General features: G+C 46.8%; 12 protein-coding genes. 6 read left to right on the forward strand and 6 right to left on the reverse strand.

The features are described 5' to 3' along the window. Window positions 1-2: 2 nt before the first annotated feature. Together FGM00_RS07885 and FGM00_RS07890 are read right to left on the reverse strand one after the other, a co-directional pair. The gene (locus FGM00_RS07885; RefSeq protein WP_138852370.1) at window positions 3-611 is read right to left on the reverse strand and encodes a hypothetical protein; all 609 of its coding nucleotides are present in this window, start codon (window positions 609-611) and stop codon (window positions 3-5) included. A 172-nt stretch (window positions 612-783) separates the two neighbouring features. Further along, entirely contained in the window at window positions 784-3,114 is a 2,331-nt protein-coding gene (locus tag FGM00_RS07890; RefSeq protein WP_138852371.1) for an ATP-dependent helicase, read from the reverse strand. Between the two features lie 141 nt (window positions 3,115-3,255). On the opposite strand from FGM00_RS07890, the gene FGM00_RS07895 reads away from it, so the two are divergent. The 5 genes from FGM00_RS07895 to FGM00_RS07915 all read left to right on the forward strand — a co-directional run bounded on the left by FGM00_RS07895 (window position 3,256) and on the right by FGM00_RS07915 (window position 8,164). Next, on the forward strand, window positions 3,256-3,798 hold the full coding sequence (locus FGM00_RS07895; protein WP_138852372.1) for a DsrE family protein: 543 nt from the start codon (window positions 3,256-3,258) through the stop codon (window positions 3,796-3,798). Window positions 3,799-3,809: 11 nt separating this feature from the next. Next, entirely contained in the window at window positions 3,810-5,084 is a 1,275-nt protein-coding gene (locus tag FGM00_RS07900; RefSeq protein WP_138852373.1) for an amidohydrolase, read from the forward strand. A gap of 73 nt (window positions 5,085-5,157) precedes the next feature. After that, complete coding sequence (locus FGM00_RS07905) at window positions 5,158-6,729, forward strand: FMN-binding glutamate synthase family protein (protein ID WP_138852374.1); 1,572 nt, start codon at window positions 5,158-5,160, stop codon at window positions 6,727-6,729. A 51-nt stretch (window positions 6,730-6,780) separates the two neighbouring features. Further along, window positions 6,781-7,554 carry an OmpA family protein gene (locus FGM00_RS07910; protein ID WP_138852375.1) on the forward strand — a complete coding sequence of 258 codons (774 nt, stop codon included), beginning with the start codon at window positions 6,781-6,783 and terminating at the stop codon, window positions 7,552-7,554. 91 nt (window positions 7,555-7,645) lie between these two features. After that, on the forward strand, window positions 7,646-8,164 hold the full coding sequence (locus FGM00_RS07915; RefSeq protein ID WP_138852376.1) for a DUF7935 family protein: 519 nt from the start codon (window positions 7,646-7,648) through the stop codon (window positions 8,162-8,164). 154 nt (window positions 8,165-8,318) lie between these two features. Here FGM00_RS07915 and FGM00_RS07920 read toward each other — a convergent pair whose 3' ends face one another. Then, entirely contained in the window at window positions 8,319-9,233 is a 915-nt protein-coding gene (locus tag FGM00_RS07920; protein WP_138852377.1) for a patatin-like phospholipase family protein, read from the reverse strand. A 1-nt stretch (window position 9,234) separates the two neighbouring features. After that, window positions 9,235-11,310 carry a M1 family metallopeptidase gene (locus FGM00_RS07925; protein WP_138852378.1) on the reverse strand — a complete coding sequence of 692 codons (2,076 nt, stop codon included), beginning with the start codon at window positions 11,308-11,310 and terminating at the stop codon, window positions 9,235-9,237. A gap of 81 nt (window positions 11,311-11,391) precedes the next feature. On the opposite strand from FGM00_RS07925, the gene recG reads away from it, so the two are divergent. Next, entirely contained in the window at window positions 11,392-13,497 is a 2,106-nt protein-coding gene (gene recG / locus FGM00_RS07930) for an ATP-dependent DNA helicase RecG (RefSeq protein WP_138852379.1), read from the forward strand. Window positions 13,498-13,509: 12 nt separating this feature from the next. Here recG and FGM00_RS07935 read toward each other — a convergent pair whose 3' ends face one another. Both FGM00_RS07935 and FGM00_RS07940 read right to left on the reverse strand, forming a co-directional pair. Further along, window positions 13,510-19,242: an Ig-like domain-containing protein gene (locus FGM00_RS07935; protein WP_138852380.1), complete on the reverse strand. Its 5,733-nt coding sequence runs from the start codon at window positions 19,240-19,242 to the stop codon at window positions 13,510-13,512. Between the two features lie 413 nt (window positions 19,243-19,655). After that, on the reverse strand, window positions 19,656-24,305 hold the full coding sequence (locus tag FGM00_RS07940; protein WP_138852381.1) for an Ig-like domain-containing protein: 4,650 nt from the start codon (window positions 24,303-24,305) through the stop codon (window positions 19,656-19,658). Window positions 24,306-24,363 lie beyond the last annotated feature (58 nt).

Consider the following 24,363-nt stretch of genomic DNA (forward strand, 5'->3'; position numbering starts at 1 on the left):
CATTATTTATCGCGCTCGATATCCTTTATCTTACCGGAATCGTGTAATTCCTTGAGTTGGGCATTCGTCAACACATAGATGTCCTTATCGTAATTTTTCTCGAGGTCAATATCCTTGATACCACTTTTTTTATCGGTTTCAAAGTCGTTGTAATTGACGTAGATACTATCTTCATAAACTTCTACTACCTTAAAAGTAGAATAGTAATTCGTTTCCGTTTTGAAGGTGTACTTATCGAACATGGCGGGGCTTGCGACCAACTCCTCTACTTTCGCATCGTTCATTTTATCGGAATAGATTCCTGCACCAATCAAAAGCGCTACTATTCCTAGTCCGGCAAACTTCCACAACGGTGTTTTTACCGTACGTCTGAAATTGGTGTATTCCAATTTTACCTTTTCGTCAAGCTCCTTAGGTTTAAACCCTTTATGACAATGCTGGCATTCGAGTATTCCTTGTTTTCCCATGGGAAAAAAGGGAATCCAAAAAACATGGGCATGTCGCCCATAGACACTTGCGGTCATTTGGCCTCTGGTTTCACAATTCGGGCAAACGGCATTTCGTAATTGCTCTGATTTCAAATGGGTAGAACGACTTCCGTAAACGATCATAGGGTTGGTTTTAAGTAGTTAACGAAGAAAACAACCGACTATTGTCAATAGAAATGGGCCAGCATGCGTTTCTCGACAACTGATTGTTAATTTCGATGTAAAGGAAGTTGATGTTACGGATTTTGAAATCCCTGAAAACAGGGAAATTCAAATCCGAGATTCAATGGGACGTTTATTCGACTACTTCCAACTTAGCAAATCGCAGCAGCAGTTTCTTTACATTGCCCTGTTCGAATTGTATCTCGGCCTTTTTATCATTACCTATCCCCTCGATTTTTAAGACTTTGCCCCTACCAAAACGGGTATGGTTCACGACCGTACCCTCTGCAAGACTTGGGTCGATAACATTGGTATTGCCAACTGGTTGCGCTAGTTGAGGTTTTAGTTTACGAAGTTTTCTAAGCTGGTTTTCATTAGGCTTACCGATACTTGGGGGCGTTCCCTGTTTGGGTTTTACCTGTCGCAATTTGCTCTTATCTACCTCACCGAAAATATCGGAGTCTACCAAAGGTTTGTAACGGTAAGATGCATTGTCTATTGGTGTTAGGTTCTCGACGTACTGCTCGTCTATCTCCTCCAAAAAGCGACTTGGCTCCGCATCGATCAGTTTTCCCCAGCGGTAACGGTTTTGCGTATAGGTCAAATAGGCCTGTTTTTCTGCTCTGGTCAAAGCCACATAAAACAAGCGTCGCTCCTCTTCAAGCTCGCTTCGGGTATTCATGCTCATCGCAGATGGAAACAAATCTTCCTCCATACCCACGATGTACACGTAGGGGAATTCCAGGCCTTTTGCCAAGTGAATGGTCATCAGAGCAACACGGTCATCGTCCCCTGTATCCTTATCCAAGTCGGTGGCTAGGGCCACATCCTCTAAAAATTCACTAATGTTTCCGGTGGCATCGGCCAATTCTTTTTGGCCTTCAACAAAATCTTTGATTCCGTTAAGTAGCTCCTCTATGTTTTCCATTCGGGCGATGCCCTCCGGAGTACCATCCTTTTTAAACTCTAAAAGAATACCGGTCTTTTTGGCTACATGCTCTGCCAGCACAAAGGCATCGACCCCTTCATTCATGATTTGAAAACTTTGGATCATTGTCGCGAAATCGCGAAGTTTATTTTTGGTGCCGGAATTGATCTTTAAATTGATTTTGTCCAGGTTTTCAATCACCTCGAAAATAGAGCGGCCGTAATGGTTGGCGGCAACGACCAATTTATCTACCGTCGTTTGTCCGATGCCGCGGCCGGGAAAATTGATGACACGCTTTAACGCTTCCTCATCCTTTGGGTTGATTACAAGTCGCAAATACGACAGTACGTCCTTTATTTCCTTTCTTTGGTAGAACGACAAGCCCCCGTAAATACGATAGGGAATGTCGCGCTTACGCAAGGCGTCTTCAATAGCGCGAGACTGTGAGTTGGTGCGGTACAGTACCGCAAAGTTACCGTTGGGCAGTTGCTCTTGCATTCGGTGTTCCCATATGGACCCTGCAACGTAACGCCCTTCTTCGGCATCGGTCGTACTGCGGTGTATTTTGATCAACGCACCTTCATCATTGGCCGTCCATACCACTTTTTCAAGCTGGTTCTTGTTTTTGGCAATGATGGAATTCGCCGCATTAACGATATTCTTCGTAGAACGATAATTCTGTTCCAAACGGTACATCCCCACATTTTCGTAGTCCCTTTGAAAGTTGAGGATATTACTGATATTGGCCCCCCTGAACGAATAGATACTTTGGGCATCATCACCTACCACGCAAATATTGTGGTAACGATCGGCCAGGGCCTTTACGATAAGGTATTGCGAATGATTGGTATCTTGGTACTCATCGACCAAAATGTACCGAAATCGGTCTTGATACTTCATCAATACCTCTGGAAAGCGGTTTAAAAGCTCGTTGGTGCGCAACAGCAGGTCATCGAAATCCATCGCGCCGGCCTTAAAACAGCGATCTACATAATTTTGGTAGATATCTCCCATCCGGGGACGTTTCGCCATGGCATCTGCTTCCACCAACTCGGGATTATTGAAGTAGGCCTTTACCGTAATCAGGCTATTCTTGTAGGATGATATTCGATTCTGTACTTGCTTGTATTTGTAAATATCCTTATCCAATCCCATTTCTTTGATGATAGCGGATATCAAACGTTGGGAATCCTGGGTATCATAAATCGTATAATTGCTCGGAAATCCGAGTTTGTCCCCATCAAATCGAAGCAGCTTTGCAAAGACGGAATGAAATGTCCCCATCCAAAGATTTTTTGCCTCGGAAGAACCGACAATTTCGGCAATACGCTTTTTCATCTCGCGTGCCGCCTTATTGGTAAAGGTCAATGCCAGTATATTGAAAGAATCTACGCCTTGTGCCATCAAATGTGCGATACGGTACGTAAGAACACGTGTCTTACCTGATCCGGCACCGGCAATGACCATCAAAGGGCCATCCTTATGTAAAACAGGTGCCTTTTGGGCATCATTCAACTGGTCAATGAAATTTTCCAATACCTTGTGGGATTTTATAGATTATAGGACTGTGAATTTAGGGATTCTGCTTGGCATTTAGAAAGCATCACTTTAATAATTATAAACATTGGGGCATGGTTCTTATGAATTTGAATATATTTAGCATGAGAACAAAGTACTATGAAAAAAATCATCTCCCTACTCGTATTCTGCAGCATTCTTTTTTCAATAGATACGCATGCGCAGACCAAGGAAAGCGGGCCAATAATTAAAGAGTACGGCAAAGTATGGAAAATCGAAAATCCTGACTACAAGGTTGATGTGAACAAGGAGTACAAAGTGGTATTCGATATTATGAATTCTCCCGACTCTCATACCGAAATCAACAAGAGTATCGAAACGGCCGCCCGTTTTATGAACATGCATGCACAAAGTGGTGTTCCCGCAAGTAATTTAAAGGTAGTCTTGGTCGTGCACAATCAAGCATCAAAAGATATGATTACCGATGCCGCCTATCAAGACCGATACCAGGCGGACAATCCGAATAAAGGATTGATTCAGGCGTTGATGGATGCCGGGGCGAAGGTAATTTTCTGTGGACAATCATCCCTATCCCGTAATTTTCCGCGTGAGGAATTACTCGACGGGGTTCAATTATCACTTTCGGCAATGACGGCATTGATTCAATTACAAGATGAAGGATATCAACTTATTAAATTTTAAATCAAATACTTATGAATAGATTAGTAGTGTGGACATTAGTGTTGGCCGGAGTTACGGTTACGGCACAAGGTCCGAATTTGGAAAAAGACTACGGTGCCATTGAAAGTAAGGTGGTAGAGTGGCGAAGAGACATCCATCAAAACCCTGAATTGGGTAATCGCGAATTCAAAACGGCGGAAAAAATTGCCGATCATTTAAAATCCCTGGGCATCGAAGTACAAACGGGAGTAGCCCACACTGGGGTCGTAGGGCTTCTTAAAGGAAATAGTCCCGGAAAGGTAATCGCGCTCCGGGCCGATATAGATGCTTTGCCCGTTACCGAGCGTAATGACCTGTCTTTCAAGTCTACGATAACTTCTGAATTTATGGGCGAAAAAGTAGGGGTTATGCATGCCTGCGGCCATGATACCCATACCGCCATTTTGATGGGCGTTGCCGAAGTATTGTCTAAAAACAAGGACAAAATAAAGGGAACAGTCAAGTTTATCTTTCAACCCTCTGAAGAAGGCCCTCCGCCGGGTGAAGAAGGTGGAGCCCTATTAATGGTAAAGGAAGGCGTTATGGAAAATCCGAAAGTAGATGCGATTTTCGGGCTACATATCAATTCTCAGACCCCGGTAGGCGTAATAAAATACAAATCTGGTGGCACGATGGCGGCAGCCCAAAGCTTTACCATTAATGTAAAAGGAAAACAAAGTCACGGTTCGCAACCCTGGTCCGGTGTCGATCCCATATTGATCAGTGCCAAGATTATTGATGGCTTACAAACGATCATCAGCAGGGAAACCGAACTGACCAATGAGGCTGCGGTTATCACGGTAGGTAAGATTAAAAGCGGGGTACGCTTCAATATCATTCCTGAAAGCGCCGAAATGATCGGGACGATTCGCACGTTGGACTATGATATGAAAGATAAACTGAACAAGCGTATGGTCGAGATGGTCGAGACAATTGCCAAAGCATATGGCGGAACGGCCACTTGTGAAATCAAGGATGCTACAGAGATCACGTATAACGAACCTGCCCTGGTCGACCAAATGCTACCCACCATGCAACGGGTGGCGGGAGCTGAAAACGTGCAGACGCAAAAGGCGATAACGGGCGCAGAGGATTTCTCATATTTTCAAAAAGAAGCACCCGGGTTTTTCTTCTTCCTAGGCGGAATGACGCCCGGGAATACGGAATCGTTCCCACATCACACCCCTGACTTTAAAATTGACGATAGCGGTCTGATTTTAGGGGTAAAGACACTTACTGAAATGAGTTTGGATTATTTGAACAACTAAATTCAACGTTCAAGGATAAGGATTCAAAGTCGGTTTTCACCGATTTTGGATCCTTACCTTAAAATCAACTGTGATGGATACGGTTCTGAATACACTTTCGAGTTTTCCTTGGTGGGCATGGGTACTTTTGGCACTTCTTGCTGTTGCCATTAGGGATGTTTTCTTTCAACGGGCACATACGATATCGCATAATTTTCCCGTAGTGGGGCATTTACGCTATTGGCTGGAAAGTATCGGCCCCGAGATGCGGCAATATTTTGTCGCGAACAACCGCGAGGAACTTCCTTTTAATCGTATCGAGCGCGGTTGGATTTATGCTTCGGCAAAAAAGGAAAACAACTACGAGGGCTTTGGTACCGATCGTGATATTTATGCACATCAGCATATTTTTATTAAAAATCGGATGATGGCCTATTCCTTACCGGAAAATCATCCGAACGAAGCGAATCAGAGCTTTGTTCCTTGCGCCAAGGTCATGGGCTTGTACAATAAGCGAGCAAAACCATTCAGACCGGCCTCCATAATCAATGTTTCCGCAATGAGTTTTGGTTCGCTCTCCGCTGCGGCGGTCGAAGCAATGAACAAGGGGGTACTAAAATCCGGAGCGTATCATAATACAGGGGAGGGCGGACTCTCCTCTTATCACAAACAAGGTGGGGATGTCGTTTTTCATTTTGGAACCGGCTATTTCGGAGTACGGTCAAAAGACGGCAATTTTTCCATGGAAAAAATGAAACAATTGGTTGCCGATAATCCTTGCATTAAGGCCATAGAGATAAAACTTTCGCAAGGGGCGAAGCCGGGCAAAGGCGGTGTATTACCGGGAGCTAAAATCACTCCGGAAATCGCGGAAATCAGAGGGGTCGAAGTTGGAAAAGACGTGCTTTCCCCTGCAACCCATAAAGCCTTCGACAACGTGGCCGAGTTAATGCGATTAATAGAGAATATCGCCGAAGAAACCGGACTGCCCGTGGGAATAAAAGGTGCCATAGGAAAGCTGGATCAATGGGAAGAATTAGCCGATATGATGCTGGCAACAGGCCATGGGCCGGATTTTATTGCGGTAGACGGTGGTGAAGGTGGCACGGGAGCGGCTCCTCCATCTTTTGCCGACCACGTTTCATTACCGTGGATCTATGGCTTCTCTAGTTTGTACAAGGTTTTTCAGAAAAGAAACCTGACCGATCGCATCGTATTCGTAGGGAGTGGTAAATTGGGGTTTCCCGGGAAGGCGGCAATGGCCTTTGCCATGGGTGTCGATTGCATTAATGTAGCGCGTGAGGCCATGATGAGCATCGGCTGTATTCAGGCACAGATTTGCCATACGAACAAATGTCCGGCCGGTATCGCCACACAGAGCAAATGGCGACAAGGCGGAATAGACATTCCCTTAAAATCCGACAGATTGGCACAATACTTCAAGACTTTCCGAAAAGAATTTCTGGAAATTACACACGCTGCTGGTTACGAACATCCCTGTCAGTTTACCATGAGCGATGTACAGGTGAACGTAGATGATTCCGAATTGAGTAGGGACTTGAAGTCTACCTACGGATATGAGAAGACCCCCGTTGCCTTTGAGTCGGTCTCCCGTTTACAACATTGTGAATATCTCGGTGGACGGTATTTCGAAAAAACTGCTTAATAGCATACTTTTGTGTTGGATGTTTCAAAATCTAACCCAAAAGTCTATCCCATGAAAAGAATATTACCCTTGCTTGTGTTATGTATCGTCTCATCTTCTTCGGTATTCGGACAAAAAAAAAGTGAGTTATTGACTAAAATCGAAGTGCTCAAATTTGAACGGGATTCCGTAAAAGCATTGGTGGCCGATGCGGAAAGAAACGAGAGACTCAGTACGGCTAGGGCCAAATCCTTACAATCACAGGTCACCGAATTGCAGGATGCCAATGCCTCCCTACTCAAGAACCTAAATAGTTTTGCAACGGTGTCGACAAAGAATTCCGAAAATGTGAATTTAGCGATGGCAAGCCTACAGGTCAAAGAAGCTCAGTTAAAAGGAATCAACGATGCCATTGCCAAGAACGACTCGACAGCAATAGTGGTACTTACCAATGCCAAACAGGCCTTAGGCGAAGATGCCAAAATAGGTGTATCTAACGGGGCCGTACTGATTTCCACCGACCTTACCTCGCTCTTCGGTAGCGATAGTGAAACGACAATAAGTACCGAGGCGGAACCTTGGATACAACAAATAGGTCAAATCCTGAAATTGAATCCTGAAATGGCGGTTACTATCGAAGGATTGAGTATGACCGGGGATTTAAACCTCCCGGCCCAGCAGTCCGCTGCCGTAGGGAGTGCCTTGCAAAAACTTGAAATCGATCCAGATCGGATTACGACATTGGGAAAGGATGGAAACCTTAAAGAAGGTATCGTCATCAAAATTCATCCTAAATACGATGATTTTTACATGATGGTAAAAGAGAATATGAAGAACGGCAACTAGGAACCCTTTAGCAATATACTTTTTGTAAGAATCCAACGTTCTAAAATCGTCAAACCAGCCCATTCTCAAAACAGGCTAAACCATACCAAAAATGAACGGAGACGAAATACTACAAATGTTCGGATTTTTATTACCTGCGGTGGTCACCGGGGTTGTCGCTTTCTACTTCTTTAAAATGCATACCAAAAACGAAGAAGGGCGTAGACGCTACCTGCTTCAAAAAGACACCAAGCAGCATACGGTACCCGTACGTTTGCAGGCCTATGAACGAATGGCGCTGTTTTTAGAGCGAATTGCCATCCCGAGTTTGGTAGTAAGAGTGGCACCCAAATCGTCGGATAAAGGCGCTTATGAAAATCTTTTGATCAGTAGTATCGAAAAGGAATTTGAGCACAACTTATCGCAACAGATATACATGACCGACGAATGTTGGAATGTGATTAAAGCCGCCAAAAGTGCCACCATTCAAATGATACGGAAAGCAGGCATGAGCGAAACCGATTCTGCAGATAAAATGCGTGAAGATGTTTTGACCGAAACAATGGACAAAGCCTCTCCGTCGGCAACTGCGCTATCTTTTGTCAAACGGGAAATTGCAACGCTTTGGTAGGATAATCTTCGCGAGTAGACTATTAGAAGATAGGGAGAGGTCGGAACAACCATCTGGGCGAGTGGCTTATAGTCCTTCGAAATTTAAAATTTATTGTTCAAAAATTCAGTTCGATTTTTATATCAACCACCTACTACCTGCCCCAAATTATTAGCTACTCATGCTCATTCGGAGTAATAGGGTTTGTTTCCTCATTCTTGTTCTTGGCATAGAGATAACCCCGTTTCCACCAAAGGGTCATTTTATCCTTATCGAACACCAGGGAGTTGGTCGTTAAAATTGTTGGGGTATAATATAAATTGATGATAGCATTGTTTTGGTTGGCGACGAGCTTACCTATCCGGATATTCTGATGCTCGATACGGTCCAAAATAAAACTCAACATCGTCGTTAAGAGCTCAAACGGATTACGTGAGGGCATTCTGTTCATATAGTTCACCTCGGTATGCAAAACAACGACATCTACATGGGTAGCCCCCCTTCGAATAGCTTCCTCAATAGGTACGATACTACCCAAACCACCATCGGCGTATTCACAACCATTTTTTCTGACCAAACTCATGAATGGGGTGTAATTGGACGAAATCCATATCCAATCGCAAAATTCGTCGTAGCTGCAGTCATTAATGGATTTGTACTCAACCTGATTCAATGATAAATTGGAAACGGTTACGACCACATCGGCATGACTCGCCTTTATGGTATTGAATTCCTCGACGGTGATACTATTGCGTATGAGTTCCCGTAAGTTTTCACTTTCGCCAAAAGTCTTTTTCCCTTTGAGAAAATTCTTGAGCACATTCCAATGGTTCACCGAAATTTCATCAAAACCTTTTTTCTTTTTGAGGATAAAAGGGTCACTGTTGAAAATACTTTTTTGGTTGACATTGGAATAGATGTCCTTGATTTTGCCCAATTTGCCCAAGGCCAAATGCGATATCAACAAACTTCCCGTAGAAGTGCCTACGAATAAATCATATTTGTTGCCAGCTTCTTGAATAAGAAATTGGGCAACACCACCGGCAAAGGCTCCTTTACTACCTCCTCCCGATATGACCAATGCCCTCATATTATTTCAATTTGGTTTGAATATAACGCAATTCCTCCGGCTTTAGTTCAGGAACCAAAGCCGTAATCCGTTCTTTATAGACTTCGTCTTCAAGCAAATCGTCCAAAAGTGCGCGCGCAAATTTTTTAAATTGCCACGCATGATGGTTGGTGGCTTGAATCAGGTCCAACAGGTTTTGCTCGGTAAAGCCAAAGACCTCTTTTAAGTATTGAAAGGCGGTTTGGCGTATTTCGAAGGAATACCGAGGACTGGTATAAGCGCTTAACTCATCAAAATATTGCTTCGTCATACGACCGTTATAACCTTCGGTCAACGTGGCCAAAGTCAACCAAAGTAAGCGGACATTCTTGTCGGGCAGACCTATAATATCTTTCGTGACGTCTAAATAGCTTGAACGATATTCAGGATAGGTCGACCAAAGTTGAATCAGCGCGTTTTCGACGGTTATATAACTTTTATCATTTAATAACGTCTCATAGTCCGCTTTTGAAAGTGATTTTATATCGTCGAACTTCGCCAATTCTTGTCGAACGGGTAAAGAGTCGGCAGCAAAGGCTTTTTCGATGATTTCCTGTGGTAAATTCCGCGAATAATTCGCTAAAATGTATTTTTTGAGGTGAATGGAGTTCGTTTCGTTCCAATACCTCGAATAATCAATAGCATCGCTTTGCGCTTCCTTCAAATCGGCCTCCATATCAAATAAGGATTTCAGGGATCGTGAATTTTTTGCGAATTCCGATTTCACTTCCGTGGATGGCATCGTCGTACTTTCCAACCACTTTTTCCTGTAGTCGGATAAATCCGTTCTACCCGCTTTTTCCATCTCCTCAAGAAAATCTGAAACGGTCACGTTTTTAAATTGAAATTTTTCTAGGTACCGCTTTATTCCTTTCCGAAACGCCTTGTCCCCGATTTCGGCCCGTAACATATGTAACGCTAAAGCACCCTTTTCATAGAATATCAGGCTGCTTGCTTTTGGGTCTAACAAATGCTGCCCTTCCCCCCTAGCCTGTAATGACTCGAGCTCTTTGAAGGAACGATACAATTTCCATAAGTAATGGTCTATACCGAAAAGCTCTTTTTCGGCCAAATAGGCATAATAGGTTGCAAAACCCTCGTGTAACCAATGGTGATTCCCGTCTTTCTCGGTAACCAGATTACCGAACCATTGATGCGCCATCTCATGTGCATTTACGTTTACGTAGTTCTTGTCGATGAATGCCGTGGAATCGATGACATAACCATCAGCAAAAATGGTCGCACCGGTATTCTCCATTCCGGCATATAAAAAATCATGAACCGGGATTTGCTTGTAATTTTGCCAAGGGTATGATACGCCGATTTCCTTTTCCAGAACGTCGAAAATCCTTTTGGTATACCGGTATGTAGGTTCCACTTTTAGACTGTCTTCGGGGTAATAATAATTTTGGATTGTAATGCCACTGGAAGAAGTCAATACATCTTTATCGTAATTCCCGATAACAAAAGCTAAGAGATAACTGCTCATGGGTTTTTGCATATCGTACTCCCAAATTTTCACATTTTCGATCGATTCCTCGTTAACAAGACGACCATTAGCGATTACTTTCAGCTCATTCGCTACGCTAATAGAAAGATCAAACTCGACTTTCTCTTGCATGTTATCAAAACTTGGTAGCCAATAACTAGTATACTTCCCCTGCCCTTGTGTCCAGATTTGTTCGTTGCCTGCTATAGTATCGTCCCATCCAGAAAAGTAAACCGTTTGTTTTGGTGTACATGCAAACTCCAATCGTAAGGTATGAGAGCTTCCTTTTATAAACGAATCGTAAATGACAATTTTCTTTTCATCGTAATGATACTCAGCATTGTGTTTATTTAAGGTGACTGAGGAAAATTTCATGTTTTTCGCATCCAAAAAAATAGAATCGACATTTTTTCGCACTTCAAAGATGTACTCCACATGTCCCTCTATGGATTTCTCTTCGGTGCTGGGAAATATCATGGCTTTTCCCAAGATAAAATCAACTTTTTCCTGATGCTGGGCAGTCCCCTGAAAAGGGATACAAATTAAAATGAAAATTAAAAGATGTTTCATGCAGAGACGGATACAATTTCCGAACCAAATTTACCATTTTACTTTGTTGCAGTTGTATGGGCGAACCCCTAAATTCGTTTTATGAATGCCAATGTACTGCAAACACCGATTGTATATCTAAAAGGAGTCGGACCAAATAGGGCTGAAACCTTACAATCCGAATTGGGCATTCAAACCTATCAGGATCTGCTGAATCTCTTTCCAAATAGGTATCTAGACAAAACGAAATATTACAAGATTGCACAATTGCAACGCAGCAATGCCGAGGTTCAAATAGTTGGAAAAATCACCAATATCAAGACCATCGAACAAAAAAAAGGAAAACGTCTGGTAGCCACTTTTGTAGATGATACGGGCAAAATGGATTTGGTGTGGTTTCGGGGCCAAAAGTGGCTCCGGGAAAACCTGAAAATCAATGTGCCTTACGTGATTTTCGGAAAATGCAATTGGTACAATGGTATTTTTTCAATGCCACATCCGGAAATGGAGCTTTTATCGGAGCATGAAAAAGGGTTGAAAATTGCGATGCAACCCATCTACCCCTCTACGGAAAAACTGAGTGCCAAGGGAATAACGAATAGGGCCATCAATAAATTGATGCAGCAACTGTTTATGGATACCAAGGGAAAATTTTCGGAAACCTTTTCCACTAGTATTTTGACGGAACTGAAACTACTGCCCAAGGCAGAGGCCATGTTCAACATCCACTTTCCCAAAAATCTGGATTTGTTGGCAATGGCCCAGTTTCGTTTAAAGTTTGAAGAACTGTTCTATATTCAGCTGCAACTGTTGAGAAAAAATATGCTGCGCAAGCAAAAAATCAAAGGCTATTGTTTTGACAAAGTCGGAACCCTTTTTAATAAATTTTATAAGCATCACTTACCCTTTGAATTGACGAACGCCCAAAAGCGGGTCATAAAAGAAATTCGTGCCGACCTGGGCAGCAATGCCCAAATGAATCGATTGCTGCAAGGAGATGTTGGTTCAGGAAAGACTATCGTTGCGGTCATGACCATGCTACTGGCCATCGACAATGGCTATCAAGCCTGTTTGATGGCCCCTACCGAAATACTGGCCAACCAGCATTACAACGGCATTAAGGAATTATTGGAAGGTACCGGAGTAAGCTGCGCTTTATTGACCGGATCTATTAAAAAATCCGCGCGTAGACCCATTCACGAACAGTTGGAATCCGGAGAACTGCAGATACTGATCGGTACCCATGCGCTGTTGGAAGACAAGGTGCAATACCAAAACCTGGGACTCGCCATCGTAGACGAGCAGCATCGCTTTGGGGTAGCGCAACGTTCCAAATTATGGCATAAAAATGAGATTCCACCGCATATACTTGTGATGACGGCGACCCCAATCCCCCGCACCTTAGCGATGAGCTTGTATGGGGATTTGGATATATCGGTCATCGATGAACTACCGCCGGGTAGAAAAGCGATCAAGACCGTACACCGTTATGATGCGAATCGCTTAAAGGTTTTCCGTTTTATACGGGACGAAATCAAAAAAGGAAGACAAATCTATATCGTATACCCTCTCATTCAAGAATCGGAAGCGATGGATTATAAGGATTTAATGGATGGCTATGAGAGTATCGCAAGGGATTTTCCGCTCCCCGAATATCAGATTTCCATTGTACATGGCCAAATGAAACCTGCGGACAAGGATTATGAAATGGCACGGTTTGTAAGGGGAGAAACGCAGATTATGGTCGCCACTACGGTTATTGAAGTGGGCGTTAACGTCCCCAATGCCTCGGTAATGATCATTGAAAGTGCAGAACGTTTTGGTCTATCACAATTGCACCAACTGCGTGGTAGAGTCGGTCGCGGGGCAGATCAGAGCTTTTGCATATTAATGACCGGTCATAAATTATCGGCGGAAGCCAAGACCCGATTGGAAACTATGGTACGTACCAACGACGGTTTTGAAATCGCTGAAGTAGATTTGCGACTGCGTGGACCTGGAGATATCATGGGCACCCAACAGAGCGGTGTACTCCACCTTAAAATTGCGGATATCATCAAAGACAATGATATTTTAAAAACGGCGCGGTATTACGCGATGCAAATGCTTAAAATCGATCCAGCTCTAGAAAAACCCGATAATTTGTTGATTAGGCATGCGTATTCGCAGTTGGTGAAGTACAAGAATATTTGGAATTATATAAGTTGACCTTTAATGTATTTAAGGACATGCTGAACCATCTTTAAACTGAAAATCAATTATTCTGAATTGAGATTCTAGTCCACTGATGTTTGTTGTGACGGTGAAACGAAGTGAATAAAACTCGCAATTGGTAAAGAGTCCTTCGAGCAGGCCATTAGAGATAACATAATTGGCGTCAAATATGTCACCAGCACCATATTGGTTGCCGTTGTAATCCAAAAACAAAGCTCCAAGGGGAATTCCACCACCAGCCGATGCAAATGACATTTCAAATTGAACTCCAAGATCAATAGCTGCCTGATTTGGTTCGATTCTAAATCGTACGTTGACCGGCCCGCTAACTTCGTTAGGAATAGGATCTATACTAAACGTAAATTCGGGTGTTTGAGGTTCTTCTACGACTACTATTAAGGATGTATTATCCGAGCCATTATTGTCGTCAAATACTGTCAGGGTAATCGTATACTCTCCAGGGCGACTGAATGTGTGTGTAGGATTTACGCCAAAGAATACATTATCGACACCACTGTCTGGGTCCCCAAAATTCCATTGATAAGTAAGTGGGTCGTTCTCAGGATCTGTCGAATCTGCTCCGGAGTAGCTACCTGTAAGCGTTTGAATATTAAAAAGGCCTGGTGTGATAACCGCATCAGGGTCCCCATTTTGCACGTTCACGTTCACTTCCCAGATTTGTACATCGGTATTCTCGGCCGTGACGGTATACTCGACGGGAACAGAGAAATCCTGTTGACTGCTTCCCACAGGATCAACGGTTGCACTAGGTGAAATGACGAAGTTGGAAGGCGATACGTTCAGGTTCGTTCCGAACGGCACCTCGACCACTACCGTATGTGCCGTGGCGTTGATTACAGAAGGGACGGTCTGACCAGGTATCGAAAAAGCGGTAATGTCATTGGCACCGCTCCTGGTGTCTGCATCTACGTTAACCGTGACCTCCCAAACCTGTACATCGGTATTCTCGGCCGTGACGGTATACTCGACGGGAACCGAGAAATCCTGTTGACTGCTTCCCGAGGGATCAACGGTAGCATCGGAAGAAACAGAAAAGGCTAAAGGCGATACGTTCAGGTTCGTTCCGAACGGCACCTCGACCACTACCGTATGTGCCGTGGCGTTGATTACAGAAGGGACGGTCTGACCAGGTATCGAAAAAGCGGTAATGTCATTGGCACCGCTCCTGGTGTCTGCATCTACGTTAACCGTGACCTCCCAAACCTGTACATCGGTATTCTCGGCCGTGACGGTATACTCGACGGGAACCGAGAAATCCTGTTGACTGCTTCCCACAGGATCAACGGTTGCACTAGGTGAAATGACGAAGTTGGAAGGCGATACGTTCAGGTTCGTTCCGAACGGCACCTCGACCACTACCGTATGTGCCGTCGTGTTGATTACAGAAGGGACGGTCTGACCAGGTATCGAAAAAGCGGTAATGTCGTTGGCACCGCTCCTGGTGTCTGCATCTACGTTAACCGTGACCTCCCAAACCTGTACATCGGTATTCTCGGCCGTGACGGTATACTCGACGGGAACCGAGAAATCCTGTTGACTGCTTCCCACAGGATCAACGGTTGCACTAGGTGAAATGACGAAGTTGGAAGGCGATACGTTCAGGTTCGTTCCGAACGGCACCTCGACCACTACCGTATGTGCCGTGGCGTTGATTACAGAAGGGACGGTCTGACCAGGTATCGAAAAAGCGGTAATGTCATTGGCACCGCTCCTGGTGTCTGCATCTACGTTAACCGTGACCTCCCAAACCTGTACATCGGTATTCTCGGCCGTGACGGTATACTCGACGGGAACCGAGAAATCCTGTTGACTGCTTCCCACAGGATCAACGGTTGCACTAGGTGAAATGACGAAGTTGGAAGGCGATACGTTCAGGTTCGTTCCGAACGGCACCTCGACCACTACCGTATGTGCCGTCGTGTTGATTACAGAAGGGACGGTCTGACCAGGTATCGAAAAAGCGGTAATGTCGTTGGCACCGCTCCTGGTGTCTGCATCTACGTTAACCGTGACCTCCCAAACCTGTACATCGGTATTCTCGGCCGTGACGGTATACTCGACGGGAACAGAGAAATCCTGTTGACTGCTTCCCACAGGATCAACGGTTGCACTAGGTGAAATGACGAAGTTGGAAGGCGATACGTTCAGGTTCGTTCCGAACGGCACCTCGACCACTACCGTATGTGCCGTCGTGTTGATTACAGAAGGGACGGTCTGACCAGGTATCGAAAAAGCGGTAATGTCGTTGGCATTGCTTGCGGCCAGTTCTACGATAATTTCGGCTGTTTCCACAACATTACTCGCATCATTGGAAGAAGCCGTTATCGTGGCCGTACCTTCACTTCTGCCAGTCACCTCACCTATTGCACTAACTGTTGCGATCGTCTCATCGCTGGAAGACCAGTCGATACTGGAATTGGTGGCATTATCTGGCGTCACCGTCGCTACTAGCTGTGCCGATTCGTCAATATCGAGCGTCAACTCGGTAGGATTTAGGGTTATTCCAGTCACCAGTACTTCGTTAAAGGTCAAATTGACCGTTATTGTCGCGGTTGATTCGTTACCGGGATTTCCATCATCAATGGTGTACGTAAAAGTGACTATTTCCTCTTCGGTAGTGGGGCCATTACTAATAAATTCAATACTCCTATCATTTAAGATTTGAGCACTGCCGAATCCCGCAGGAGTTAATGTTCCGATTGCGATTACTCTTAACTCTGAATTGGGTGTGTCTACATCGCTATCATTGTCCAGCACATTTATGATTCTTGTCTCGCCTACCTCCACTCCGATCGTGTCATCTACCGCCACAGGCGCTTGGTTCGCGGAAACGCTTACGTTCACCGTCCATAGCCTTGAAGTTCCGTCCTCGGCCGTTACCGTGTATTCTATTGCCTCACTAAAATCAAGTACCGCATCGATAGCGGGGGTAATACCGGCATTTGGCGATATGGCCAAGGTCGCAGGCGCCACGTTCAGCTCTGTACCGTCGGGGACGGTCACCGTTATCGTATTGGTTGACCCATTAATTTCGGCCTGTCCGCTCTGATTGGGTAACGTAAAGGCGGTAATGGCATTCGCCCCGCTTCTTGGTGCGCTTACGGTAACATTCGCAGCAGCCGACACATCGCCCGAATCATTCGAAGAAGCGGTGATGACCGCCTCACCTTCTCCTGTTCCGGTTACCTCCCCTGCGGCGTTTACCGTCGCTACCGTCGTATCGCTGGAAATCCAGTCCACATTCGAATTAGTGGCGTTGTCGGGGGTGACAGTTGCCGTCAATTGCCCCGTTTCGTTTATATCTAGGGTCAACTCTGTCGGTGCCAGAACTATTTCCGAAACCAATATTTCTGTTTGCACGATATTTACCGTAACGGTCGCAGAGGCCTCGTTTCCGGGGTTGACGTCGGTTATGGTATATCCGAAGCTCGCTTCCCCGACATACGCGCCCGAACTGGTAAAGACGAATTCCCTGCCCTGCTGTTCGAACGACCCGGCATCTTCGGGCTGTACCCCGATTATAGCGCTGATTTCAAGCTCTTCATTCGGGGTCTCGGCATCAGTATCATTGGCAAGAACTGGAATGCTGACCGAACCGGATAGCTCGACAGTAGCGGTATCGTCGTTTGCGACAGGCCCTTGGTTTGCGGCTACTGTGGTATTCACTGTCCATTCTTTTGAAGTACCATCGTCAGCCGTAACCGTATAGATCACTGCTGCACTGAAATCCTGAACTATACCTATGGCAGGGGCAACTGTGGAATTTAGTGAAATCTCTAAGGTGATGGGTGCCACGTTCAGGCTCGTCCCATCCGGTACGGTAACCGTAATCGTATTTGCAGTATTATCGATTACAGCCTGACCGCTTTGAGCGGGCAAGGCGAAAGCGGTAATGTCGTTTGCTCCAGTTCCGGTAATAGGTAGAACCGTCGTATTGACCGTCCATACCTGTTCGGTTCCGTTCTCGGCGGTGACCGTATACAGTACGGGGCCAGCGAAGTCCCTGACCTCGTCTATCGCCGGATCGATGGTCGCACTTTCGGAGATTACCAGCGCTTGGGGTGCCACGTTCAGGGGGGTACCATTGGGAACGGTGACCGAAATCGTGTGCTCCGTTGCATCGATGGCAAATGGCGCCACTTGACCGGCAATCGAAAATTCGGTGATATCATTGGAGGCACTGCCCACTGGTGGCGATACGGTAACATTAACGACCCAAACCTGTTGCTCCCCGTTACCGGCCGTAACGGTATAGGGTGTGGGCGTAACGAAATTCCTGAGGGCAGTGGGTAGCGGATCAATCGTTGCCCCCGGGGATACTTCGATACTCGCCGATGTACCTTCGAGATAGGTTCCTTCCGCCACGTTGACGGTCACCGTATGATTTTCAGCATCTATGGTCGAACTATTCTGGATAGGCAGCGCAAAGGCCGTGATGTCGTTCCCGTCCTGCAGCGAACCGCCGCTGATGTTCACCTCTATCGTATCGACCACTCCGGGGTCCGATACCGAGGTGGCCGTTATCGTGACCGTTCCCGCCGCAAGGCCGGTCAAGAGTCCGTTCGCATCTATGGTGGCGACCGTATCGTCGCTGGAGGACCAGGTCACGCTGGTGTCGGTAGCGTCCGCCGGCAGTATAGTTGCGATCAATTGCCGTACCGCCCCCTGGGCATCCGGGTCTTCCTGTGCTATCGTTATGGCGCTTACCGGTACCCGGTCGGGTTCCACCACCGTGACGGTCACCGTATCGGTCGCCTCGGGGTTCGAGAGCGAGGTAACGGTCACTATGGCCGTGCCAAGACCCACCGCGATACAGATGTTGTTCTCATCGATCAGTACCACATCGGGATTATCGGATACCAGGATAAAGCCTTGATCGCTCGCGTTGGGCGGGTCGAAGGTGATGTCGGGCGCCACCTCGTCGCCCAGTTGCAGCTCTATGGTATCGTCCTCGCCCAGGAAGATCGAGATGACCCGGATTACCTCCACCACGTTGAAGGACAGCGTTTCCCTGAGCTCCTGCCCGTTGCTGTCCCGCAGCACGAAGACCAGCTCTTGGGTACCGAGCTCCGAGGGCGTGAACATAAAGGGATAGGTACCGGGCGCTATCGCGGCATAGTCGCCGTCCAACGGATAGCCCTCTTCCTGTATCGGGGCAAGCGTACCCGAACCGGAGGCGAACTCCAGACGGGCCTCGTAGGTGACCTCCAGGGCCGTGTCCACCGGCTCGAACAACAAGAAGATATCGGCCGCCTTTCCCAGTTCGATCTCGGTGAGCTCGCTAGAGGCCTCCCAAAGGGCGGGGACGTTCTCCAGATCGTACGTTATCTCGATCTCCTCCGAAATCCCGAAATTGTCCGACCCGACGATCTTTACCCGGTGCTCCCCCACTTCGGTACCCATGTACAACAGCGAGGTCGTAAAAGGGGACTCTATAGGCTGGCCCTTTCCCGCCTCCAGACGGTTCCCTTCGACGTCCTCGAAGTAACCGTTGCCCTGCAGTATCTCATAGGAAATGGTGTACTCGTAGTTCTCCAGAATTGCCTCGGGCACTATGGTAAAGGTTGTGGGGAGGCCCTGGTTGACGAAGCCCTCGGAGGTATGCTCCTCGAGGATCTCGAACTCCACCTCGGTGATCAGCCCCACGTCCTTGGTACAGGCTAGCGCCACCAAGAACAGGCAACAAAGGGATACGGCTCTATCGAGGGACTTTTTCATTCGCAGTGTGGGACTGACGGTTAACGGTCTTCGTAATCAAAGGGTGCCCTGAACCGGCACCATCCGCTTAGATTAACGGTAGCACAAGATAAGGATTCGTACGTAATGTTAAAACCGATAATATACATTTTAATCCGGAATTCGGACAAAGGATTGTTTTAAGGGATGAAATGAGAAATTCGGCAATCGCCAAAATTGACCTAAGACTAAGGTAGGCTATCATAAGGTTCCCCGTTGAAAATAGTAGGGATATTCATGCTTTATATAGGACTATATCTTCTGAAAACAGTGCATATTTAGCGATGCACTAACTTAAAGGCGACTCTGAAATACAGAAAGAATAATTCGATTATTCCACATATCTAATTTTAGCAGATGATATTATAAAAGAAGAGTATGTTTATTTAAATTATTCAATCACATGGTTGTGCAGTATCCCTGACCTGAAAGCCGACATTTCGCATTTGGGTAGGTAATGACAAATTATTAGATACAGTAAAATTAAAATCGTAAAATTCACAGTTTGGTCTTTCCAAACCGACAAAGGTTCCAGATGAAGTCCCAGAGGATACAGTAAACAATTGAGAGCTTATAAATGAACCAGCACCATATTCAAAATCGGCTATGATATCGCCGCCATTTCGATTAAACTGCATTTGAAAGACAATACCCGCGTCAATGGCCGCCTGATTCGGGGTAATCCTAAACGTGATGTTGACTGATCCACTAACTGGACTGGAAACTGGGTCTATTGAAAAACTAAAATCTGGTGAGGGTGGTGCGCTTGCCTCCGCTAGCGTAATAGTCCAAACCTGAATGTCGCCATTTTGGGCAGTGACCGTATAAGATACCGGTACACTGAAATCTTGTGGGGAAATATCTTGAGGATTAATAGTAGCCCCCTCTGAAATGGTCAACGAGATTGGACTTGCATTCCTGCTCGAACCGAATTCGACTTCCCCAAGTACCGTGTGATTTAGTACATCAATAACGGGTGGGCCCGTTAGACGTGGGAAATTAAAGCTTAGGATATCGTTTCCACTTCTCAGGCTAACTGTTACCGTTCTAAATCTCTCAGCCACATTTCCAGCAGTATCACTTACAGTGTAAGTCACCAAATATGTGCCTGCTGTAGTCGTATCAACTGAACTATTGTCTATACTGATGTCATCATTGCTTAGAATTCCATCCACATCATCCTGGGCAGTTGCGCCTTCTTCGGTGTAGGGTTCGTTAACGAAAAGTTCAACAGGATCAAGTCCAATAAGTGAGATTTCGGGTGGCGTAGTATCCGAGGAGCCCGAGCCATTAACCGTTACAGTTACTCTAGCGATATTTGAACTCAGTTGACCATCTGAAACCCTGTAATCAATAGTTGTCTGCCGGCTCTCTCCATCATTCAAGTTTTCAAAATCCCCATTCGTATCAAAACTAAGCGCTCCCCCAGCGGAAATGGTAAAAAGTCCGCCGTTGGAACCGCCGATCGGCTGCCCAATATTCGCGCTACTTCCTGCAACCCAATCCACTGTTAAGTCGTCATTTTCACCATCGACATCATTGGTTAAAATTGGTCTATTTAAATTCCCTCCTTCGGCCACTTCAAAACTATCATTTCCAGCCACAGGTTCAGTATTTTCTGCTGTAACCGTTATTTGAGCAGTGGTTATGATACTATTATCATCCACTGATATAGCTGTAACGGTTGTGGTGCCCGCTTCCACTCCCCGAACCAGTCCATCGTTATCGACCGTCGCAGTATTAGGATTATCTGAGGACCATACTACCTCTTGATTGCTAGCGTTCGTCGGATCGAAAACCAACCCCAATTGGACCGTAGCCCCTTCCACTATCGATGCAGTACTCGGAGTTACGGATATTCCTATCAAAGGAATATCGGCAGGAGTTACGGTAATGCTCGCAGTTTGAGACGCACCGTTACCGTCAATAGCGTCAGCTATGATATTTACTGTCCCAACGGAAATTCCCCTTACTAGGCCGGTGCCATCTATCGTGGCAATATCCTCATCTTCTGAAAACCAATCCACGCCAGCTGCGGATGCATCGGCGGGCAGCGTTGTGCCATTCAATTGCAACTGTTCCCCGACCGCGAGAGTACCGCTGGGCGGATCAATCACTACGCTCGTTACAGGTATTTCAAGGAAATTCACGTCTATTATCGCCTCGGCCGCAATGTTGCTTCCATCGTTAGTGGTTGCCGTGATGATAGCACTGCCTTCTGCCTGTAGACCGGTAACATTCCCATTTTGATCGACACTAACGGCATCCGGATCGCTGGATTGCCATGTAAGTATTCGATTGGTCGCGTCGTTCGGGGTGATTTCCGTGGTGAGCCTTAATGTCTCGTCTACTTCCAAAAGATATTCACTGGGAACAATATTCAAGGCGGTAATCGATACAGGTGTTTGCGTGATGGTAATGGTAACCTGGCCGAAGTCTTCATTACCAGGATTACCATCGCTAACGGTGTATCCAAAACTGGCATCTCCCTGATACTCCCCTGAACTGGTAAAAACGAATGTTCGGCCATCGTTATCTTCCGAAAAAGAGCCGGCATTGTCAGGCTGTACACCTATTATTCCGGAAATAATCAGTTCGGCATTCGGGGTATCGACATCGGTGTCATTGGCGAGTACGTCGATACGCACACTCCCCCCCAATTCGACTGCTCCAACGTCGTCGACCGCAACGGGAGGTTGGTTTGCGGCCGCCGTGGTATTTACCGTCCATACTTGTTGTATCCCACTCTGCGAGATGACCGTATAGGTAACCGGAGCACTGAAATCGCGCGCTTGCGTTGTACTAGGTTCAATGGTCGCGTTGTTCGACGTCGTAAATTGCAATGGGACAACGTTCAGTTCGGTGCCATCGGTAACGTTTACCGTTACCGTATGATTTACAGTATCTATAGTTGAACTATTCTGAACCGGAAGTGAAAAAGCAATGATATCGTTCTCATCACTTCCCGTGGAAGGCAGGACGGTAACCGTAACGGTCCAGAATTTTTCCACTCCATTTTCAGCTGTTACGACATAAATGAATTGTTCGGTAAAATCCTGTGCTTCGGTGGCCACCGGAAATAGCATGGCATTTTCTGAAAGCGTTACCTCATTTGGTACTATCGATGTTAGGTCGATACCCTGGGGCACTTCAATAGCAACGGTAGCATTTTCATTATCAATGATGCTTGTACCCACCTGATTTGGTATGCTAAAGGAGATGATTTCATTCTCCGCATTGCTGTCAGCCGGCACAATGACAATGCGTATCGTCCAAATCTGCTCTTCTCCATTTTCAGCGGTAACCGTATAGGTTACAGGCCGACTAAAGTCTTGTATTTCGGTAATGTCCGGACTTACTGTTGCACCTTCGGAGACAGTAAAAATCTGTGGAATAACATTTAGTTCTGTACCTTCTAAAACGTTGACAAAAATGACATGGTCGTTGCGATTGATATCTGCATCTGTCTGAACAGGTAGGGCAAATGAAACAATATCATTTTCACCGCTACCCGCAGGTGGCGAGACCGTTACGTTCACCGTCCATAGCTGTGCCGTACCGTTGCCCGCCGTGACGGTATAGGTCTGTGCGGCGTTGAAATCGCGTACCTCCCCGATGCCCGGGTCGATTGTCGCTCCTCCCGAAATACTCAGTGCCGAGGGGGCGGTATTCAATTCGGTACCGTCGGTCACGTTCACCGTGATGGTATGGGTGTCCGCATCTATGGTCGAACTGTTCTGGATAGGCAGCGCAAAGGCCGTGATGTCGTTCCCGTCCTGCAGCGAACCGCCGCTGATGTTCACCTCTATCGTATCGACCACTCCGGGGTCAGATACCGAGGTGGCCGTTATCGTGACCGTTCCCGCCGCAAGGCCGGTCAAAAGTCCGTTCGCATCTATGGTGGCGACCGTATCGTCGCTCGAGGACCAGATGACACTGGCATCCGTGGCATCGGCGGGCAGTACCGTGGCGATCAATTGCCGTACCGCCCCCTGGGCATCCGGGTCTTCCTGTGCTATCGTTATGGCGCTTGCCGGTACCCGGTCGGGTTCCACCACCGTGACGGTCACCGTATCGGTCGCCTCGGGGTTCGAGAGCGAGGTAACGGTCACTATGGCCGTGCCAAGACCCACCGCGATACAGACGTTGTTCTCGTCGATCAGTACCACATCGGGATTATCGGATACCAGGATAAAGCCTTGATCGCTCGCGTTGGGCGGGTCGAAGGTGATGTCGGGCGCCACCTCGTCGCCCAGTTGCAGCTCTATGGTATCGTCCTCGCCCAGGAAGATCGAGATGACCCGGATTACCTCCACCACGTTGAAGGACAGCGTTTCCCTGAGCTCCTGCCCGTTGCTGTCCCGCAGCACGAAGACCAGCTCTTGGGTACCGAGCTCCGAGGGCGTGAACATAAAGGGATAGGTACCGGGCGCTATCGCGGCATAGTCGCCGTCCAACGGATAGCCCTCTTCCTGTATCGGGGCAAGCGTACCCGAACCGGAGGCGAACTCCAGACGGGCCTCGTAGGTGACCTCCAGGGCCGTGTCCACCGGCTCGAACAACAAGAAGATATCGGCCGCCTTTCCCAGTTCGATCTCGGTGAGCTCGCTAGAGGCCTCCCAAAGGGCGGGGACGTTCTCCAGATCGTACGTTATCTCGATCTCCTCCGAAATCCCGAAATTGTCCGACCCGACGATCTTTACCCGGTGCTCCCCCACTTCGGTACCCATGTACAACAGCGAGGTCGTAAAAGGGGACTCTATAGGCTGGCCCTTTCCCGCCTCCAGACGGTTCCCTTCGACGTCCTCGAAGTAACCGTTGCCCTGCAGTATCTCATAGGAAATGGTGTACTCGTAGTTCTCCAGAATTGCCTCGGGCACTATGGTAAAGGTTGTGGGGAGGCCCTGGTTGACGAAGCCCTCGGAGGTATGCTCCTCGAGGATCTCGAACTCCACCTCGGTGATCAGCCCCACATCCTTGGTACAGGCTAGCGCCACCAAGAACAGGCAACAAAGGGATACGGCTCTATCGAGGGACTTTTTCATTCGCAGTGTGGGACTGACTCATTAACGGTCTTCGTAATCAAAGGGTGCCCTGAACCGG

Origin of the sequence: Aggregatimonas sangjinii, assembly GCF_005943945.1 — a bacterium.
GTDB lineage: Bacteria > Bacteroidota > Bacteroidia > Flavobacteriales > Flavobacteriaceae > Pelagihabitans > Pelagihabitans sangjinii.

Coding starts and splice junctions, on each gene's coding strand:
- FGM00_RS07885 (WP_138852370.1), bottom strand. CDS start 611: ATGATCGTTTACGGAAGTCGTTCTACCCATTTGAAATCAGAGCAATTA.
- FGM00_RS07895 (WP_138852372.1), top strand. CDS start 3,256: ATGAAAAAAATCATCTCCCTACTCGTATTCTGCAGCATTCTTTTTTCA.
- FGM00_RS07900 (WP_138852373.1), top strand. CDS start 3,810: ATGAATAGATTAGTAGTGTGGACATTAGTGTTGGCCGGAGTTACGGTT.
- FGM00_RS07905 (WP_138852374.1), top strand. CDS start 5,158: ATGGATACGGTTCTGAATACACTTTCGAGTTTTCCTTGGTGGGCATGG.
- FGM00_RS07910 (WP_138852375.1), top strand. CDS start 6,781: ATGAAAAGAATATTACCCTTGCTTGTGTTATGTATCGTCTCATCTTCT.
- FGM00_RS07915 (WP_138852376.1), top strand. CDS start 7,646: ATGAACGGAGACGAAATACTACAAATGTTCGGATTTTTATTACCTGCG.
- FGM00_RS07920 (WP_138852377.1), bottom strand. CDS start 9,233: ATGAGGGCATTGGTCATATCGGGAGGAGGTAGTAAAGGAGCCTTTGCC.
- FGM00_RS07925 (WP_138852378.1), bottom strand. CDS start 11,310: ATGAAACATCTTTTAATTTTCATTTTAATTTGTATCCCTTTTCAGGGG.
- recG (WP_138852379.1), top strand. CDS start 11,392: ATGAATGCCAATGTACTGCAAACACCGATTGTATATCTAAAAGGAGTC.
- FGM00_RS07935 (WP_138852380.1), bottom strand. CDS start 19,242: ATGAAAAAGTCCCTCGATAGAGCCGTATCCCTTTGTTGCCTGTTCTTG.
- FGM00_RS07940 (WP_138852381.1), bottom strand. CDS start 24,305: ATGAAAAAGTCCCTCGATAGAGCCGTATCCCTTTGTTGCCTGTTCTTG.